The sequence below is a fragment of the Mesorhizobium sp. L48C026A00 genome, from assembly GCF_000502375.1.
In the GTDB taxonomy this organism is placed as follows: Bacteria; Pseudomonadota; Alphaproteobacteria; order Rhizobiales; family Rhizobiaceae; genus Mesorhizobium; species Mesorhizobium muleiense.
The window spans coordinates 107,787-125,973 of the sequence record NZ_AYWU01000013.1 but is presented as its reverse complement, the minus strand read 5'-3'; the positions used below and the strand labels follow the sequence as shown (position 1 = coordinate 125,973).

Genomic DNA, 18,187 nt, shown 5'->3' with positions numbered 1-18,187 from the left:
GGCCGCAGACCCCCTCTCCGTCTCGGGCTTTGCCCGAGCCGCCTCTGCCCCGCTTTGCGGGGTCGAGGAACCGCCATTCCGCGACGCTACCATCAAAACCTCGGAATATCCGGAAACGCCGTCTGGCCGCGATGCACGTGCATGCGTCCGAGTTCAGCGCAGCGGCGAAGCTGCGGAAACACCTTGCCCGGGTTGAGCAGATGGTTGGGGTCGAATGCGCATTTGACCCGCATCTGCTGGTCGAGGTCGATCTGGTTGAACATTTCCGGCATCAGGTCGCGCTTCTCGACGCCGACGCCGTGCTCGCCGGTCAGCACGCCGCCGACCTTGACGCAAAGCCGCAGGATGTCGGCGCCGAAACTTTCCGCCTTGTCGAGCTCGCCCGGCACGTTGGCGTCGTAGAGGATCAGCGGATGCAGATTGCCGTCGCCGGCATGGAATACATTGGCGACGCCGAGCCCGTATTTTTCGGAGAGTTCCCGCATGCCGTGCAGGACGCGCGGCAGTTCCTTGCGCGGGATGGTGCCGTCCATGCAGTAATAGTCCGGCGAGATGCGGCCGACCGCCGGAAAGGCCGCCTTGCGGCCGGCCCAGAAACTCAGCCGCTCCTGCTCCGATTGCGAGATGCGGCATGTGGTCGAGCCGTTCCTATAGGCGATTGCCTCAACCAGGCCGATCAGATGATCGACCTCGACGCCCGGCCCGTCGAGTTCGACGATCAGCAGCGCCTCGACATCCAGGGGATAGCCGGCATGGACGAAATCCTCGGCAGCATGGATCGCCGGGCGGTCCATCATCTCCATGCCGCCCGGGATGATGCCGGCGCCGATGATGTCGGCGACGCATTGGCCGCCCTGCTCGCTGGTCGGGAAGCCGATCAGCAGCGCGCGCGCCGTCTCCGGCTTCTTCAGGATGCGCACGGTAACCTCGGTGACGACGCCGAGCAGCCCTTCGGAACCGGTCATCACCCCGAGCAGGTCGTAGCCTTCCGCGTCGAGATGCTTGCCACCGAGCCGCACCACCTCGCCGTTCATCAGCACCATCTCGATCCCGAGCACATTGTTGGCGGTGAGGCCGTATTTGAGGCAATGCACGCCGCCGGAATTCTCCGCGACATTGCCGCCAATCGAGCAGGCGATCTGGGAAGATGGATCGGGGGCGTAATAAAAGCCCTCCTGCTCGACGGCGGTGGTGATCCCGAGATTGGTGACGCCCGGCTGGGCGACGACGGTGCGGTTGGGAAAATCGATCTCGAGGATGCGGTTGAAGCGGCTCATCACCAACAGCACGGCGTCTTCCAGCGGCAGCGCGCCGCCTGACAGCGAGGTGCCGGAACCGCGCGGCACGACGCGGATGTTGCGGTCGTTGCAATATTTCAGCACGCGCGAGACCTGCGCCACCGTTTCTGGCAGCACCACGACCAGCGGCAACTGCCGATAGGCGGTGAGGCCGTCGCTCTCGAAGGCGCGCATCGAATTGGCCGCGTCGACGACGCCCTCGCCGGGCACGATGATGCGCATATCGGCGACGATCTCGTCGCGCCGGCGCATCGTGGCGTCGTCTGGCTTCGGCATCAGCAGGCCGGACATCGACAGTTCCTTCGATCGACTGGTAAAAATCTTTTACCAGCGGCAGGCGCTTGTTGCAAATCCTGCTTTGGCCGAAAGGGAAGCCGATACCGGGACGATCTTGCGCGGGTCGGCGAGAGGGAAGCGCTGACTTTCTCCCCCCTCGAGGGGGAGATGGCGGCCAGAGGGGGCGTCTCACGTAAATCGCCGACGTCGTGTCCGGCCGCGAAACGGGGTTGGCGCTCCATGCGAGACGACCCCTCTGTCGCCTTCGGCGACATCTCCCCTCAAGGTGGGAGATTGCCTGCCTACTCGCCTGCCGGCTTGGCGGGTTCGGAGTGCAGGCGGCGCACTCGGCGCACGCCCCACCAGACCAGCAGGATGGCGAGCGGCACCGAGGCGGCGGTGACGACCTCGGGCGCGACGGCATGGCCGAAGATCGAGGCGCCCTTGGCGAGATAGCCGATGAGCCCGACGACGTAGTAGGAGACGGCGGCGACCGAGAGACCCTCCACCGTCTGCTGCAGCCGCAATTGCAGGCGGGCGCGGTTGTTCATCGACGCCAGCAGGTCGCGGTTCTGCTTCTCGACCTCGACGTCGACCCAGGTGCGCAGCAGCGTGGTGGCGCGGGTGAGCTTGGTCGACAGATTGGCCTGACGCTCTTCGACCGAACGGCAGGTGCGCATGGCTGGGGCGACGCGGCGCTGCAGGAAGCCGCCCCAGGTGTCGTAGCCGGGCACCGCCTCTTCCTCCAGCGCCTCCAGCCGTTCGCGGACGATGCCGTCATAGGCGCGGCTGGCGCCGAAGCGATAGAGGCTTGAGGCTGCATCGGCCTCCAGTTCGGCGGCAAGCTCGGTCAGATCGGCAAGCAGCGTCTGGTTGTCGCGGGTTTCGGCGACCTTCATTTCCAGTGTGGTCTGCGCCAGCCTGTCTTCGATGCGGCGGGCGCGACCGGACAGCATCAGCGCCAGCGGCAGGCCAAGCATGGCCAGCGTGCGGTAGGTTTCGAGATCCTCAGCCGCTGCGCCAGCGCGCCGGTCCGTGCCGGCGTCAGGCCGCGGTCGAGCACCAGCATGCGGGTCATGCCGTCACCGTCCTGGCGGAAATCGGTGACAATGGCGGCGTTGCCGCGCTCGACCAGCGAATAGCACAGGCTGGTCGGGTCGAAGCCGGCGATCAGCCTTTCGCTCGCCTGCGTCCATTTGCGGATTTCGAGCCTGATGCCGGAAATCACCGTTCCCGGCGGCGAAAAGCCGTTGCCGAAAGGCGAACCTTCCTGGCGCTGGCCGCTCTCGGAGAGCGGTCCTTCCCACAGATAGGTGGAGAATTCCGTATGCCGCTCCCAGCGCAGCGAGCCCTTGCCCCACTTCATCGCGTGGTGGCGGGCATGAGGGTCAGGCGCAGCGATGCCGAGGCGCCGCGACAGTTCGGAAAGCACCGCCTGGTCGACGCCGGAGCCGGCTTCGGTCATGAACGAAAGCTGCACCAGCACGCGCGGTTTCTCGACCAGCGGATGCGGACGAGCGTGAACCTCGCCGAGCGCGCCAGGCCGTCCCTCATGCGCGGGAAAGCCCATGACGCTGCCTTCGACGCGCGGCTGGAATTCGAGATTGGACGGGTCATCTGCCACGGCTGGTCCCCCGGGCCTGGTGCACTCGCGTCCCTCTAGAGCCAATTGCCGGGGCACGCAAACGACAAATTAGCCGAAAGCGATAGGCCGGGACGACGTCGGACCCGGCCAAGTGGGCGAACTGGATAAATAATTTGACCAGTTGCCGACACAGGCTTTATCCTGCGCGACACCGGTACAATCCCCCAGGCCATCCCCGTTGAGCGACATTTTCTCCAGGATCGAGCATTCCCGCACCGCCGACGAGGTGGTGCAGCAGATCGAGAGTCTGATACTCGAAGGTGTTCTGCGCACCGGCGACAGGCTGCCGGGCGAGCGCGAGCTGGCGCGCCGGTTCGAGGTGTCGCGGCCGATCCTGCGCGATGCGCTGAAGGCGCTGGAGGGGCGCGGGCTTTTGACGACCCGGCCCGGCGGCGGCACCCATGTCGCCGATGTCATCGGCCAGCTGTTCACCAAGCCGGTGACGGACCTGATCTCCATGCATCGCAAGGCGGCGACCGACTATCTGGAATACCGCCGCGAGATCGAGGCGGTGGCGGCCGAGTACGCGGCGCGGCGCGCCACGTCAGACGACCTGGCGCTGCTCGACCGCATCATGGCGCGCATGGACGAGGCGCACCGGACCGGCAATTTCGACGACGAGGCGGAAATCGACGTCGAGTTCCACCACGCGATCTGCGAATGCGCGCACAACATCATCCTGTTGCACACGCTGCGCTCGTGCTACCGGCTGCTGTCGGAGGGCGTGTTCCAGAACCGGCTCCTGGTGTTCAACGTGCCGGGCGCGCGCGAAGCGCTGCTTTCGCAGCACCGGGCGATCTACGCGGCGGTCAAGGCCGGCGATCCGGCGGCCGCACGGCAGGCGGCGATGGACCACATCAGCCATGTCGAACGCACCATGGCCGAGGCCGAGCGCAGCGGCGACTGGCAACGCGTGTCGCGGCTGAGGCTGATGCAGCGCTCCGAAGCCGGCGACAGCGAGCCGGCACGGAAACGCTCGTGAGCGCCGGCAAGAATTGCGACGAATTAGCGAACCATCAGCGGGAAGCCCATGAGCATGATCCTCACCATCGCCGATCTCAAGGACCTGGCGCGCCGCCGCGTGCCGAAGATGTTCTTCGACTATGCCGATTCCGGTGGATGGACCGAAAGCACCTACCGGGCCAATGAGGAGGATTTCCAAAAGATCAAGTTCCGCCAGCGCGTGCTGGTCGACATGAGCAACCGCTCGCTGGAATCGACCATGATCGGCGATAAGGTGGCGATGCCGGTGGCGCTGGCGCCGACCGGCATGACCGGCATGCAGCACCCCGACGGCGAGATGCTGGCGGCGCAGGCGGCGGAGGAATTCGGCGTGCCGTTCACGCTGTCGACGATGAGCATCTGCTCGATCGAGGATGTCGCGTCGGTGACCAGGAAGCCGTTCTGGTTCCAGCTCTATGTGCTGCGCGACAAGGATTTCGTCCTCAGTCTCATCGACAGGGCGAAGGCGGCGAAGTGCTCGGCGCTGGTGCTGACGCTCGACCTGCAGATCCTCGGCCAGCGCCACAAGGACATCCGCAACGGGCTGTCGGCGCCGCCGCGCTTCACGCCGAAGCATGTCTGGCAGGTGGCGACCAGGCCGGGCTGGTGCCTTGGCATGGCCGGCACCAAGCGCCGGACTTTTCGCAACATCGTCGGCCACGCCAAGGGCGTCGGCGACCTCACCTCGCTGTCGTCGTGGACGACGGAGCAATTCGATCCGCATCTGTCGTGGAAGGACGTCGCCTGGATCAAAGAGCGCTGGGGCGGCAAGCTGATCCTGAAGGGCATCCTCGACAAGGAGGACGCGCTGATGGCGGCCAAGACCGGCGCGGACGCGATCATCGTCTCCAATCATGGCGGACGCCAGCTCGACGGCGCGCCGTCGTCGATTTCGGTGCTGGAAGAAATCGCCGACGCGGTCGGCGACACGATCGAAGTGCATATGGATGGCGGCATCCGCTCTGGCCAGGACGTGTTGAAGGCGCTGTGTCTCGGCGCCAAGGGCACCTATATCGGCCGGCCTTTCCTCTACGGCCTCGGCGCGCTCGGCAAGGATGGTGTCACCAAAGCCTTGGAAATCATCCGCAAGGAGATGGACATAACGCTGGCACTGTGCGGAAAGCGTCTGGTGACTGACATGGGCAAGGATCAGCTTCGGCGTTAGACTCCCGTGGCGGCATGATCACGGAGATGGAAGCATTGACTGCCCTCGGCATCCACTTTCTCGACGCGCGCGGACCGGAAGGCATGCGCATCTATGCGGTCGGCGACGTGCATGGCCGGCTCGACCTGCTCGCCGCCATGTACCGCCGGATTGCGGCCGAGATCAGCCAGGCGCGGCCGGTCGACTGGCGTGTCGTCCATCTCGGCGACTATGTCGACCGCGGCCCGGACTCCAAGGGCGTCATCGATTTCCTGATCGAAGTGCGAAAACGCGACCCGCGCCACCTGATGCTCGCCGGCAACCACGACATCGGCTTCCTCGACTTCCTCGACACTCCCGATGCGGACGGGCTTTTCATGCGCTACGGCGGCATCCAGACCGCGCAATCCTATGGCGTAGCGCTCAATGAAGGTGGCGGCGCGTGGTTCGGCAGGTCCGAGGCGGCACTGCGGCAAGGCCATGCAGCACTTGTCGAGGCCGTGCCGAAAAGCCATGTCGAGTTCCTGCAGTCGCTGCCGTTCTCACTGACCTTCGGCGACTTCTTCTTCTGCCATGCCGGCATCCGGCCGGGCATTGCGCTGGAAAGTCAGAGTGCGCAGGACCTGATCTGGATTCGCGATGTCTTCCACACTCATTCCGGCCTGCATCCAAAAATCGTGGTGCATGGCCACACGCCGGTGCCGGAGGCCGAGGTGATGGTCAACCGCGTCAATATCGACACGCTCGCCTACCAGACGGGAAACCTCAGCGCGCTCGTCGTCGACGGAGCCGACAAGCGTATCCTGGTGGTGTCAGGCGAGAGGGGTTAAAGCGCTTAGCGAAGCGCGGCGGTGACGCCGTAGCCGTCGACGGCGTTGTGGTTGTTGGCTGCGTCGCCGGCATAGGTGCCGAGGCCGCACAAGAAGATGGCCGACAACATGACAAAGGACAGAAGCGCTGCTTTCACGGACGTCATCTCTTGTTGAGCTTCCTGCACCTGTGCACGGGGTGGGTTACGAATGGGTTGAAACGGAAAAGCGTCTCAAAGTTTCGACGATTTCGCTGCTTTTAGGCATGTTCTGTATCGGCGATGTGTCGCGCGGGTGACCCAAAAGGTTCATCGCGTTGCACGGATGATGCAGAGCGCGTGCCTTCTAGGGTGGCGGGCGGTCACAAGCCAAGCACGAAACATGCTGTCCACAGCGGATTTTTGCCGGCGTGCCAAATATGCAACGTCGGTACTGACTGATCAGATCGTCGCCACCCAGGCGCGGGCGATGGCCAGCCCGGCGGCGTCGGCAGCCGCTCCGTGGCGGGCCATTTCGTACTCGAGCCGATCGCTCCAGTCCGGGTGCCGCTCGGCAATGAGCGATGCGAAGGATGCGCTCCAGTCGCGGACCATCGGCCCGTCCGCCTCGAAATGGAACTGAAAGCCATAGACGGCACGGCCGATGCGAAACGCCTGGTTCTCGGCGACTTCGTTGCCGGCGAGCCGCACGGCATTTTCGGGCAAGACAAAGGTGTCGTCGTGCCATTCGAAGATCGGGAAATTTTCGGGCAGCGCTGCGAGCACCGGATCGGCCGTCGCCGCCGGCGTGAGCGAGACCTTGTGCCAGCCGAATTCCGAGGCGCCGCCGATCCGGTTCTCGCCGCCGAAGGCGCGCGCCACCAGTTGGCTGCCAAGGCAGATACCGAGCACGGCGCGATCCTTGCCGGCGAAATCGCGCGTCAGGTCGAGCAATTCAGGAAAATACGGGCAGATCTCGTCGTCCAGCGCATTCTGGGCGCCGCCGAGCACGACCATGGCGTCGTGCGCAGCGCTGTCCTGCGGCAGCATCTCGCCACCATAGGGCCGGCGCAGATCGATATCGGCGCCTGCCTCGACAAGCGCTGCGCCGATCTGGCCAAGGCCCTCGCTGTCGAAATTCTGGACCACCAGCACCCGCATCGAAAACCTGCTGACATGAAAACGATGCGACGAGCGATATCATGCCGCCGTCATTCCGGCCAAGATACGTATTCGGGGAGAAAGCTATGCCACTGCAGAATCGGGTCGACCCGTTCGGCGTCATCCACGCCGTGCCGGAGCGCGGCCTGTTCATGGGCAATCGCGGCATCATCCATGACCCCGAAACGAAGACGCTGCTGAAAAAGCGCTGGGCGCTGCAGGCCTGGATCATCTGCGTATGCGGATTCCGCGATGTGCGGCGCGAGCCGATGGGCCGCAACAGGCAAAGCGACGACCAATCGGTGGGCAAGGCCGGCTGGACCGAATTGTTTTTCCTGGACGAGGTGACCGCACTCTCGGCCGGGCATCGGCCCTGCTTCTTCTGCCGGCGCGAGCGGGCCAGGGACTTCGTCCGGCGCTTCGGCATGGCCTTCGGCATTGCCGCGCCGCGCGCACCGCAGGTCGACAAGCGGCTGCATAGGGAGCGGCCGGCGTCGGGTGGGCAGGCACCGGTCGTATCCGTAGAAGAGCTTGCCGGGTTGCCGGACGGCGCCATGGTTGCGGACGGCGGCAATGCCTATGCGATGCGCGGCGGCAAGGCGCTGCGCTGGTCGTTCGCAGGCTATGGTGATCGTGTGGGGGGCGATCCGGTGGACGGCGATCCCGTGGGGTTCGGCGGTTTTGCCGACCGTCCAATCCGCCTGCTCACGCCGGCGACCACCGTTGCCGTGCTGAGGCAAGGCTATTTGCCAGTGTGGCATCCGTCGGCCGAGACTTGACGCCAAGAGCCGGCTCGCCCATTCCTCGGCGATGCGCGCCAATTACAAGATGCAGCGGCTGTTCGTGCCGGACGACCTCGGACCGGATATCGAGTTCGAGGCGAGCCCGCAGCAGGGCCATTACCTGATGCATGTGCTGCGGCTCGGCGAGGGCGCCGAAATCCTGTTGTTCAACGGCCGCGACGGCGAATGGTCGGCTTCTATCGCCGCCAGGTCCAAAAAGACGGTGCGGCTGAAGGTGCTGGCATTGCAGCGGCCGCAGCCGCCGCTGCCCGATCTCGTCTACTGCTTTGCGCCGCTTAAGCAGGGTCGGCTCGACTATCTGGTGCAGAAGGCGGTCGAGATGGGCGCCGGCGTCCTGCAGCCGGTCATTACCCAGCACACGCAGGTGGCAAAGCCCGGCATCGAACGGCTGCGCGCCAATGTCGTCGAGGCCGCCGAACAATGCGGCATCCTTGCGGTGCCGGAAGTGCGCGAAGCGGAAAAAATCGAGCGCCTGCTGGCCGGCTGGGACAAAGAGCGGCGGTTGATCTTCTGCGACGAGGATGCTTCCACCAACAATCCGCTGCCGGCGCTGCAGGCGGTGCGGGAGAAGAAGCTCGGGCTGCTGGTCGGCCCCGAGGGCGGATTTTCCGACGAGGAACGAAGGATGCTGCGGGAGCTGCCTTTCGTAACCGCGATTCCTCTCGGTCCGCGCATCCTGCGCGCCGATACGGCTGCTGTGGCGGCGCTGGCGGTGATACAGGCGACAATCGGAGACTGGTGAGGCACTTCCCTTCTCCCCTTGTGGGCCTTGTGGGAGAAGGAAGAAGCAGCCAATCAATTCCAGTTACCCTGTGGCTCAGGATTTTTCGCTTGATCGCCTACTGACATTTCGTCCATCTAGCGCCGGCGGTCGTCCGACCACCTACAGCGCCGCGCGTCCTTTCGGACGCGCAAAGGACGCTGTAGCACTTGATTGGGCACATGATCCTTTCCGAAAATCGAAGCCGATTTTCGGGGTCATGTGCTAGAGGACTTGTAATGGCGCGCGACACAACCGATTTCCGGCCGATCGAAGGCGTCGACGAGCTTGTCGAGCACCTGGCTGAAGGCAACAAGCCGCGCGACAAATGGCGCATCGGCACCGAACACGAGAAATTTCCATTCTATGTCGACGGCAATGCGCCGGTGCCCTATGGCGGCGAGCACGGCATCCGCGCCATTCTTGAGGGCATGCAGGAAAAACTCGGCTGGGATCCGATCATGGATGCCGGCCGCATCATCGGCCTGGTCGAGCCGACCGGCCGGGGCGCGATTTCGCTGGAGCCCGGCGGCCAATTCGAACTGTCCGGCGCGCCGCTGGAAACGATCCACCAGACCTGCCGCGAGGGCAATGCGCATCTGGCGCAGGTGCGCGAGATCGCCGAGCCGATGGGCATCCGCTTCCTCGGGCTCGGCGGCAGCCCGAAATGGTCGCTGGCCGAGACGCCAAAAATGCCAAAGTCGCGCTACGAGATCATGACCCGCTACATGCCCAAGGTCGGCACCAAGGGCCTCGACATGATGTACCGCACCTGCACCATCCAGGTGAATCTCGACTTCGAGAGCGAGGCCGACATGCGCCGCAAGATGCAGGTGTCGCTGAAGCTGCAGCCGCTGTCGACGGCGCTGTTCGCCAACTCGCCGTTCACTGAGGGCCGGCCCAACGGATTTCAGAGCTGGCGCGGCGACATCTGGCGCGACACCGACAATCAGCGCTCGGGACTGCTCGACTTCTGCTTCTCGCCCGATTTCGGCTTCGCCGACTATGTCGAATGGGCGCTCGACGTGCCGATGTACTTCGTCATCCGCGACGGCCACTACCACGACATGACGCACGTCTCCTTCCGCCAGTTCATGGCAGGTGCGGCCCGCAACGAGATTTCTGACGGGCTGCCGACGATGGGCGATTGGGCGAACCATTTGTCGACGCTGTTCCCCGACGTGCGACTAAAGCGTTTCCTTGAAATGCGCGGCGCCGATGGCGGACCATGGCGGCGCATCTGCGCGCTGCCGGCTTTTTGGGTCGGGCTGCTCTACGACGCGGCGGCGCTCGACGCGGCCGAGGCGCTGACCTCAAGCTGGAGCTATGAAGAGGTGCTGGCGATGCGCAACGCCGTGCCGGAACAGGGCATTTCGGCGCCGTTCCGCAATACGACACTGCGCGAGATCGCCCGCGACGTGCTCGTCATCTCGCGCATGGGGCTGAAGAACCGCGGCCGCAAGAACCGCGACGGCTACGACGAAACGTCGTTCCTCAGCACCCTGGACGAAGTCATCGCGCGCGGCACCACCAGCGCCGAGGAACTGCTCTCCGCCTATCATACGCGCTGGGGCGGCTCGATCGAGCCGGTGTTCATGGAGTATGCGTATTAGCCGTTTGCTATCGGCTTGGCTGACAGTTCGGGAAACGCGCTTTCCGAAATCGATTCCGATTTTCGGGCCGATGCGGTAGGCTCTTCTACGAGGATTTTCCCGAGGAGAAAACCAATGGCTTCCTTGTTCGACATTCTGGCGCAGGCGCAGAACGGTAACGGCATGCAGGCCCTGGCCCAACAGTTCGGCCTTTCGCAGCAGCAAGCGCAATCGGCGGTCGAGGCGCTGCTGCCGGCCTTTTCACAGGGGCTGAAGCGCAGCACCTCCGACCCGTACGGGCTCGGCGCGTTCATGACGGCAATGGCCAGCGGCCAGCACGCCAAATATTTCGAGGACGCAGGCCGGGCCTTCTCGCCGCAGGGCGTCGATGAAGGCAACGGCATTCTTGGCCATCTGTTCGGCTCGAAAGACCTGTCCCGCGCCGTTGCCAGCCAGGCAGCGCAGGCGAGCGGCGTCAGCCAGCAGATCTTGCAGCAGATGTTGCCGGTCGTGGCTTCGATGATGATGGGTGGCCTGTTCAAGCAGACCACAAATCAGATGCAGGCAGCAGGCGGATTCGGCGGCGGCAGCAATCCGCTCGGCGAGATCATCGAGCAGATGATGCGGCAGGCCGGTGGCGGCGCACCGGCACCGCAACAGCGCCAGGCGCCGCAGCCCGGCCCGATGGACAATCCGTTCGGCAAGGTGCTGCAGGACATGTTCGGTGGTGCGCAGCAGCCGCAGGGTCAGCCGCGGCAGGCGCCCAATCCCTACGGCGACAATCCGCTCGGCAAGGTGCTGCAGGACATGTTCGGCGGCGGCGCGCAGCAGCCGCAGCCGCGTCAGGCGCCGCAGCAGCGCGAAACGCCGCAGCCGCAGACCAATCCGAGCGGCAGGCCACGCAATCCGTTCGACGATTTGTTCGGCAAGATGTTCGAGGCAGGTGCGCAGCAGCGTGACGACTACCAGAAGGGCATGGAGTCGATCTTCGATCAGTTCAAGCGAGGCATGGACCGGCGGTAGCGTGAAGCTGGCCTTCGGCTGATTTCAAAAAGAAAAATGCCCGATCCTTGGGAGGACCGGGCAGTGCGCAGGCGGGCCGGCGGGGAAACCGGCAGGGAGTGGGAGCCTGCGAAATCCAAGCACCGCGCGCCCTAAGGGCACGCAACCATCGATCAGGTCACTTTGCGGGCAATATCCTCGATCGTGTCTGTGCGATCGGCTGCGATAATGCGAAGCCTCTCGGTTGGATCGCGGCCAAACGGCACGTCGATGGCGACGTGGAGATCGGCTCGCGTCAAGCCGATGTCGGCAAGTTCGGCGTCCGACATCTCGCCAAGGCGATAGAAGGCGCGGCGGTTTTTCCAGGCGCGATAGACGCTGGAGATGGTGTTGACCACGCGCGTCGCAATAGCCGGACGCGACGTGATGCGCGAAGTCTCGGTGGCGAAATCAAACGTAGCCATGTCAGTCTCCTTCATTCGAACGGACGAGGACGCGCGATCGGCGCTGGCAACAGCGGCCGTTCCGGTCCCGATTCACATGCTGTCATGTGGACAGTCGTAAATTTGCCATCGTTCGATTGATTAATCCAACGAATGTTTCTAATCTTTAACATCAACACTAGTGATGGATGGGACCGATGAAAGCGCCACTCGATCTCGATCAATTGCAGACCTTCGTCTCGATCGTCGACACCGGCAGCTTCACCCGCGCGGCGGAAGCGGTGCATCGGACCCAGTCGGCGGTGTCCATGCAGATGCGCCGGCTGGAGGAGCGGATCGGCAAGCCGCTGTTCGAAAAGGACGGGCGCACCAACAGGCTGACCGAGGAAGGCGACAGGCTGCTCTCCTACGCAAGACGGTTGCTGTTCCTCAATCGGGAAACGCTGGCCGCCTTCGACGACCGGCGGCTCGAAGGCACGATCCGAATCGGCACGCCGGACGACTATGCCGATCGCTTCCTGCCCGAGATCATGGCCCGCTTCGCCCGTTCCAACCCACGTGTCGAACTGACCGTGATCTGCGAGCCGACGCCGGGGCTGGTCGAGCATATCAAGCGTGGCAATCTCGATCTGGCACTGGTGACGCATAGTGACGCGCACGGCCAGTCGGAAGTGGTGCGGCGCGAACCGCTGCTGTGGGTGACTTCGGCCAACCATGCGACGCATGAACAGGACGTTCTGCCGATGGCCTTCGGCCGGCCGAACTGCATCTGGCGGCGGGCCGCGGTCGACGTGCTCGACCGGCAGAACCGCGACTACCGCATCCTGTTCACCAGCTTCTCGGCGACCGTCATCACCGCCGCGGTGCTTTCCGGCCTGGCGATATCGGTGCTGCCGGAATGCGCGCTGCGCCCCGGCATGCGGGTGCTGGGCGACGCCGACGGATTCGGCGCCCTGCCCGATTGCCGCATCGGCATCATGCGCGGCCAGACGTCGCGGCCGGAGATCGTCGACGCGCTGGCCCGTCACATTTCGGAAAGCCTCGACAATATTTCCGTGCCGCTCGGCGAAGAGACGGGAAGCTTCGACTTCGCAGCCTTTTCGAAGATGAAGCGGGGCAAGCCGAACCAGATCGTGCCGGGCTGGTAAGGATCAGGCGGAAACTGCTGCCGGCGTGCTGTCCTTGCCAGGCAAAAGGCCGGCCAGCCGCAGCAATTGCGCCGGCTCCAGCGGCAGCGACAGCAGATGGCCCTGAAACTCTCGGCAGCCCATGGCGACGAGCAGCGCCTTTTGCTCCTCGGTCTCCACGCCTTCCGCGGTGACGCCGACGTTAAGAGCGTCGGCAAGATCGACAAGCGCCCTGACGATCGCCGCTGAACTCTCGTCGCGGCCGAGGAGGTTCACGAAGGAGCGGTCGATCTTGAGCTTGTCGATAGCGTGGCGGCGCAGATAGTTCAGCGACGAATAGCCGGTGCCGAAATCGTCGAGCACTATGGCGATCCCCGACCGGCGCAAGGCAGCCAGAGCCGTCCTGGTCGTATCGTTGTTGTCCAACAGCACGCCCTCGGTGATCTCGAGCTGCAGGCGCCCTGGCGCCAATCCGGTCTCGGCGAGAACCGCCGCAAGCTGCTCGGCGAAACCGGCGTCGCGCAGTTGCAGCGGCGACACGTTGACGGCCACCCAAGGCAATTCGGTGCCGACAGCGAAGCGGCAAGCCTCTTGCAGCACCCATTTGCCAAGCTGGCCGATCATGCCACGTTCTTCGGCGATGGCGATGAATTGTGCCGGCGGCAAGCCACCGTGGACCTCATGTCCCCAGCGGATCAGCGCCTCGGCACCGAGGATCGTGCTGCCGTCCGCCGCAAAGATCGGCTGATACGCCAGCTTGATCCCGGTTCCGCCATTCAGGGCATGGCGAAGCTCGCTCTCAACCTGGCGCTTGCGCAACAGCAGGTCGTCCATGTCGCCGGCAAAGACCTGGTAGCGGCCGCGGCCGTTCTTCTTGGCTTCATAAAGCGCGATATCGGCCTTGCGCAGCAAGTCGTCCGCATCGGCATCCGGACCGGTCGACAATGCTATGCCGATGCTGGCGCTGACAAAAACCTGGTCGTCGGCCAGCTTGAACGGCTCCTGCAGCTTTTGAAGCAGACCCTCCGAAACATCCTCGGCGCCTCGGATGTCGTCAACATCAATCAGGATCATGGCGAACTCATCACCGCCGAGCCGTGCCACCGTGTCGACCTCCCGGATTGCCTGCTGGAGCCTCGCGGCGGTCTGGCGGACAAGCTCGTCGCCGGCAGGATGGCCAAGCGTGTCGTTGACATGCTTGAAACGGTCGAGGTCGAGATAAAGAAGCGCCACTTTGGCTGTTTCGTGACTGGCCGTGAGCAAAGCGCGCCGGAGCCGGTCCTCGAACAGCGCCCGGTTGGGAAGGCCGGTGAGCGTGTCGTGGAAGGCGAGATACTGCGCCTCGGCCTGACTGGTCTGCAGCGCCGACGATGCACGGCGGAGGCGGCGCAGCAGGAATGCCAGGACACCTGCCGCGAGCAGCGCGCCACCGATCAGGGCCGGCCCTGCCTCGCGCACAAGCGCGCTGCCGGGCCGCTCCTGATCCCAGCCGGCATAAGCCAGGATGACGCCGTGTGAGTCGACCAGCGGAATGGCAGCCCCGCCGACCGGCTGCGACAACGGCAGCAGGCGGGCGCCCNCCCGCCAACAGATATTGCCCGGCGATCTTGGCCAGCAGCGCGTCGGTGATGAAGTCCACCGAGATATGAAGGTATTCGCTGCCAGGCGTCTGGATGACGCGGTCGGAACTCGGCACCAGCGGCATGATGCTGAGGATGGCAGGTTTTCCGTCAAGCTCCACCAGATCCCCTGCGGCCAATTTGACCGGACCGCCGGCCAGGTCTTCTTTCGCCGGCTCGCGGATCAACCGGCGCACCCTTTCGACCGTGGGCAACAGAACCGGTTCATCCTCGCTGTAACGCGCCGGCGCCAGCACGTTTCCATCACGCATCGCATGGACCGGACGATCGGCGGCATCCAGTACATAGACCCGATCATGCCCATAGTAGGAATACATCCAGACGCTGATGTTATCGATCATCCAGTCCACGTTGCCGGCCTTGGCATTGATGACGGAATCGTCCCAGACTGCGATGCTTTCCTGCTCGCGATCCACCGCCGCCATCCGGTCCCGCATGCCGTTGGCGAAAAGGATTTTCTGCCGCTCGAGGGAGACGCTATCCGCCTGCACAGTGGCGTAAAAGCCAAAGCCGACGACCATGGCAAGCGCGAAAATGGCAAGCGCCATCACCGTCAGCGTGACCTGGAACGTTAATGGGCTGCGTTGAAGACAACGGCTCATGCGTCCTGGCCACTCTCTTTTCCGCACAGTCATCAGATCGGGTTAAGATCGAGTTATGACATCGGCTACGAGCGACGGCCTTGACGCCGGCCAACAACCGCCCCCCAATCGGCCAATGAGCGACGCTGCATCCGAATCACGTACCAACGCCACCGAATACACGGTCAGCGAGATTTCCGGCGCGCTGAAGCGCACGGTCGAGGACGTCTTCGGCAATGTGCGGGTGCGCGGCGAAATATCAGGCTATCGCGGACCGCATTCCTCGGGCCATGCCTATTTCTGCCTCAAGGACGACCGCGCACGGCTCGACGCCGTGGTCTGGAAGACCACGATGGGCCGGCTGAAGTTCCGCCCGGAAGAAGGCATGGAGGTGATCGCCACCGGCCGGCTCACCACCTATCCCGGAAAATCCACCTACCAGATCGTCATCGACAATCTGGAGCCCGCCGGCGCCGGGGCGCTGATGGCACTGCTGGAAGAGCGCAAGCGCCGGCTGCAGTCCGAAGGCCTGTTCGATGCCGGCCGCAAGCGCTTGCTGCCGTTCATGCCGCGCGTCATCGGCGTCGTCACCTCGCCGACAGGCTCTGTCATTCGCGACATCATCCACCGGATCAAGGACCGGTTTCCGCTGCATGTGCTGGTCTGGCCGGTGCGAGTGCAGGGCGAAACGGCCGGCGCCGAAGTGACCGCCGCCGTCAACGGCTTCAACGGACTGGCGCAGGATGGCGTCATCCCGCAGCCCGACCTGCTGATCGTGGCGCGCGGCGGCGGCAGCCTCGAGGATCTTTGGGGGTTCAATGACGAGGCGCTGGCCCGCGCCGTCGCCGCCTCGCGCATTCCGGTGATTTCCGCCGTCGGCCATGAAACGGACTGGACGCTGATCGACTTGGCGGCGGATGTGCGGGCGCCGACACCGACGGGTGCCGCCGAAATCGCCGTGCCCGTACGCGCCGACCTCGAAGTGACGCTTGCCGGCCTTGGTGCGCGGCTCAAGGCCGCGGTGTCGCGCAATTTCGAGCGCAAGCGCCAGGCGGTGCGTGCCGCCACCCGGGCGCTGCCCTCGCCCGACCAGTTGCTGGCATTGCCGCGCCGGCGTTTCGACGAGGCGACGAGCCGGCTTGGCCGAGCGCTGTCCGTCAGCGTCCAGCGCAAGCGAGCCAGGCTTCAGGCGCAGCGGCTGACGCCGGCCACCCTGTCGCGACGCATGAACGAGGCCCGCACACTNGCATGAACGAGGCCCGCACACTGGCCGGCCGCGACCTTGGCCGCGCGCAAGCGGCGTTCTTCGCCATCGTGCGCGAGCGGCGAACGCGGTTTTCGCGCACCGCGGCGCGGCTGTCGCCGGCGCCGCTCGCAAGGCGGCAGAAATTGCAGGCAGATGCCCTGACGGCGCTGTCGCGGCGGCAGGACCGGGTGATTTCGGTGCGGCTCGAGCGTTTGCGCGGGAAACTGACCCAGGCCGACCGGCTGCTGGCGACGCTGTCGCACAAGGCGGTGCTGGCGCGCGGCTTCGCCCTGGTGAAAGATGCCGACGGCGCAGTGATCAATCAAGCGGCGGAAGTGGCGCCGGGGATGGCACTTTCGCTGGAGTTCGCCGACGGAACCGCCGATGCGGTTGCGACCAGCGGCGCGGCACGGCCGAAAACTGTTGCAAAGCCGGCCGCCAAAGCCAAGGAGCCTGGCAGCCAAGGCTCGCTGTTTTGAGTGCCGATGATTTCCGGCAATCCACATCACCAGACGACGCCTTCCGGCAGGCCGCGTGCGCGAGCCTTCGGCATTCGTTTTGACGGAACGCCCGGACCGTTCAACGCCATCACCGATGTGGCTGGCGTTGCGGTCGGTTATTCGACGCTGATTTCGGGCGAAGGTGCGCTGGTGGTCGGCGAGGGGCCGGTGCGCACCGGCGTGACCGCCATCCTGCCCAGACCGCGCGCCGAACTGGCCACGCCGGTGTTTGCCGGCATTTTCGGCCAGAACGGCAATGGCGAATTGACCGGCTCGCACATCATCGAGGAAACCGGTGCCTTCAATTTTCCGATCACCATCACCAACACGCATTCCTGCGGCGTTTCACGCGACGGCACGCTGCGCTGGATGCAGCGCGTGCTGCCGGCCGCGCTCGACAGCGGCTGGGGCCTGCCGGTGGCGGCGGAGACCTATGACGGCTTCCTGAACGACATCAATGGCCACCATCTCGGGTTTGAGCATGTCGCCGCGGCCCTCGATGGCGCGACCAGCGGATCGATCGAGGAAGGCAGCGTCGGCGGCGGCACCGGCATGATCGCCTTCGGTTTCAAGGCAGGCTCCGGCACGGCATCGCGCCTCGTCGAATGGTACGGCCGGCGCTACACGGTCGGCGCGTTCGTGCAGGCGAATTTCGGCACGCGGAGCAATTTTACCATTCGCGGCCTGCGCGCCGGGCCCGATCTCGTGGCACCGGCGATCCACGAAAGCACGCCGCGCGCCGAGAAGGGCTCGATCATCGGGATCGTCGCCACCGATGCGCCGTTGCTGCCGCATCAGATGAAGCGCTTGGCACGCCGGGTGCCGCTCGGCGTCGCCATGACCGGCGGCTTCGGCTATCACAGCTCGGGCGATATTTTCCTGGCCTTTTCGACCGCCAACCGCGAGGCGGCGATGGCGCCGTCAGGCCGCATCGCCAGCGCCGACTTTATCCCGGATACCGACATCGACCCGTTCTTCGACGCCGTGATCGGGAGTGTGGAGGAAGCTATCCTCAATGCGCTGGCCGCCAATGACGACATGACCGGGCGCGACGGCAATTTCGCGCCGGCGCTGCCAAAGGCATGGCTCAAGAGCAAATTCGGGGCTAGGCAGAGAAAGTAGAACTGTGTGGCGTGTCACGCATCGCACAGGTGAATAGACGCCTTTTGCCGGGTCGGTC

Annotated in this window: 14 protein-coding genes and 3 pseudogenes; 10 read left to right on the top strand and 7 right to left on the bottom strand. The window is 64.8% G+C overall.

What is annotated here, in order from left to right:
• Nucleotides 1-92: 92 nt before the first annotated feature.
• Together X738_RS63055 and X738_RS63050 are read right to left on the bottom strand one after the other, a co-directional pair.
• Nucleotides 93-1,589, bottom strand: coding sequence for an FAD-linked oxidase C-terminal domain-containing protein (locus X738_RS63055; RefSeq protein WP_023800348.1), 1,497 nt, complete (start codon nucleotides 1,587-1,589; stop codon nucleotides 93-95).
• Nucleotides 1,590-1,876: 287 nt separating this feature from the next.
• Nucleotides 1,877-3,198 (bottom strand): annotated as a pseudogene (locus X738_RS63050) (DUF3422 family protein).
• 199 nt (nucleotides 3,199-3,397) lie between these two features.
• Here X738_RS63050 and X738_RS63045 point away from each other — a divergent pair.
• The 3 genes from X738_RS63045 to X738_RS63035 are packed head-to-tail and all read left to right on the top strand — an operon-like array spanning nucleotide 3,398 to nucleotide 6,195.
• Entirely contained in the window at nucleotides 3,398-4,201 is an 804-nt protein-coding gene (locus X738_RS63045) for a FadR/GntR family transcriptional regulator (RefSeq protein ID WP_023800347.1), read from the top strand.
• 48 nt (nucleotides 4,202-4,249) lie between these two features.
• Nucleotides 4,250-5,386 (top strand): alpha-hydroxy acid oxidase, encoded by a 1,137-nt coding sequence (locus tag X738_RS63040; protein WP_023800346.1) that lies wholly within the window; start codon nucleotides 4,250-4,252, stop codon nucleotides 5,384-5,386.
• Between the two features lie 26 nt (nucleotides 5,387-5,412).
• Nucleotides 5,413-6,195: a metallophosphoesterase gene (locus X738_RS63035; RefSeq protein ID WP_051407863.1), complete on the top strand. Its 783-nt coding sequence runs from the start codon at nucleotides 5,413-5,415 to the stop codon at nucleotides 6,193-6,195.
• Nucleotides 6,196-6,200: 5 nt separating this feature from the next.
• Here X738_RS63035 and X738_RS82825 read toward each other — a convergent pair whose 3' ends face one another.
• Both X738_RS82825 and X738_RS63030 read right to left on the bottom strand, forming a co-directional pair.
• A complete protein-coding gene (locus X738_RS82825) occupies nucleotides 6,201-6,341 on the bottom strand; it encodes a hypothetical protein (RefSeq protein ID WP_023800344.1) in 141 nt (46 codons plus the stop codon).
• 273 nt (nucleotides 6,342-6,614) lie between these two features.
• Nucleotides 6,615-7,313, bottom strand: coding sequence for a type 1 glutamine amidotransferase (locus tag X738_RS63030; protein ID WP_023800343.1), 699 nt, complete (start codon nucleotides 7,311-7,313; stop codon nucleotides 6,615-6,617).
• A gap of 86 nt (nucleotides 7,314-7,399) precedes the next feature.
• Between X738_RS63030 and X738_RS63025 the strand changes: the two genes are divergently transcribed.
• The 4 genes from X738_RS63025 (at nucleotide 7,400) to X738_RS63010 (ending at nucleotide 11,491) form a co-directional block, all read left to right on the top strand.
• Nucleotides 7,400-8,092: a hypothetical protein gene (locus X738_RS63025; RefSeq protein WP_023800342.1), complete on the top strand. Its 693-nt coding sequence runs from the start codon at nucleotides 7,400-7,402 to the stop codon at nucleotides 8,090-8,092.
• A 31-nt stretch (nucleotides 8,093-8,123) separates the two neighbouring features.
• Nucleotides 8,124-8,858, top strand: a complete 735-nt coding sequence (locus X738_RS63020) for a 16S rRNA (uracil(1498)-N(3))-methyltransferase (protein WP_023800341.1) — start codon at nucleotides 8,124-8,126, stop codon at nucleotides 8,856-8,858.
• Nucleotides 8,859-9,115: 257 nt separating this feature from the next.
• Nucleotides 9,116-10,489 (top strand): glutamate--cysteine ligase, encoded by a 1,374-nt coding sequence (locus tag X738_RS63015; RefSeq protein WP_023800340.1) that lies wholly within the window; start codon nucleotides 9,116-9,118, stop codon nucleotides 10,487-10,489.
• A 114-nt stretch (nucleotides 10,490-10,603) separates the two neighbouring features.
• On the top strand, nucleotides 10,604-11,491 hold the full coding sequence (locus X738_RS63010; protein ID WP_023800339.1) for a DUF937 domain-containing protein: 888 nt from the start codon (nucleotides 10,604-10,606) through the stop codon (nucleotides 11,489-11,491).
• Nucleotides 11,492-11,643: 152 nt separating this feature from the next.
• On the opposite strand, the gene X738_RS63005 is transcribed toward X738_RS63010, so the two are convergent.
• Entirely contained in the window at nucleotides 11,644-11,934 is a 291-nt protein-coding gene (locus X738_RS63005) for a DUF1127 domain-containing protein (protein WP_023800338.1), read from the bottom strand.
• A 176-nt stretch (nucleotides 11,935-12,110) separates the two neighbouring features.
• Here X738_RS63005 and X738_RS63000 point away from each other — a divergent pair, with 176 nt between their 5' ends.
• Nucleotides 12,111-13,061 (top strand): LysR substrate-binding domain-containing protein, encoded by a 951-nt coding sequence (locus tag X738_RS63000; protein WP_023800337.1) that lies wholly within the window; start codon nucleotides 12,111-12,113, stop codon nucleotides 13,059-13,061.
• 3 nt (nucleotides 13,062-13,064) lie between these two features.
• Here X738_RS63000 and X738_RS62995 read toward each other — a convergent pair whose 3' ends face one another.
• Nucleotides 13,065-14,600 (bottom strand): putative bifunctional diguanylate cyclase/phosphodiesterase, encoded by a 1,536-nt coding sequence (locus tag X738_RS62995; RefSeq protein ID WP_051407860.1) that lies wholly within the window; start codon nucleotides 14,598-14,600, stop codon nucleotides 13,065-13,067.
• Between the two features lie 85 nt (nucleotides 14,601-14,685).
• Nucleotides 14,686-15,105: pseudogene (locus tag X738_RS87180) on the bottom strand (CHASE4 domain-containing protein); the annotation flags it as partial.
• 292 nt (nucleotides 15,106-15,397) lie between these two features.
• Here X738_RS87180 and xseA point away from each other — a divergent pair.
• Nucleotides 15,398-16,986, top strand: a pseudogene (xseA, locus tag X738_RS62990) (exodeoxyribonuclease VII large subunit).
• A gap of 9 nt (nucleotides 16,987-16,995) precedes the next feature.
• Nucleotides 16,996-18,129, top strand: a complete 1,134-nt coding sequence (locus tag X738_RS62985) for a DmpA family aminopeptidase (RefSeq protein WP_023800334.1) — start codon at nucleotides 16,996-16,998, stop codon at nucleotides 18,127-18,129.
• Nucleotides 18,130-18,187: the final 58 nt, after the last annotated feature.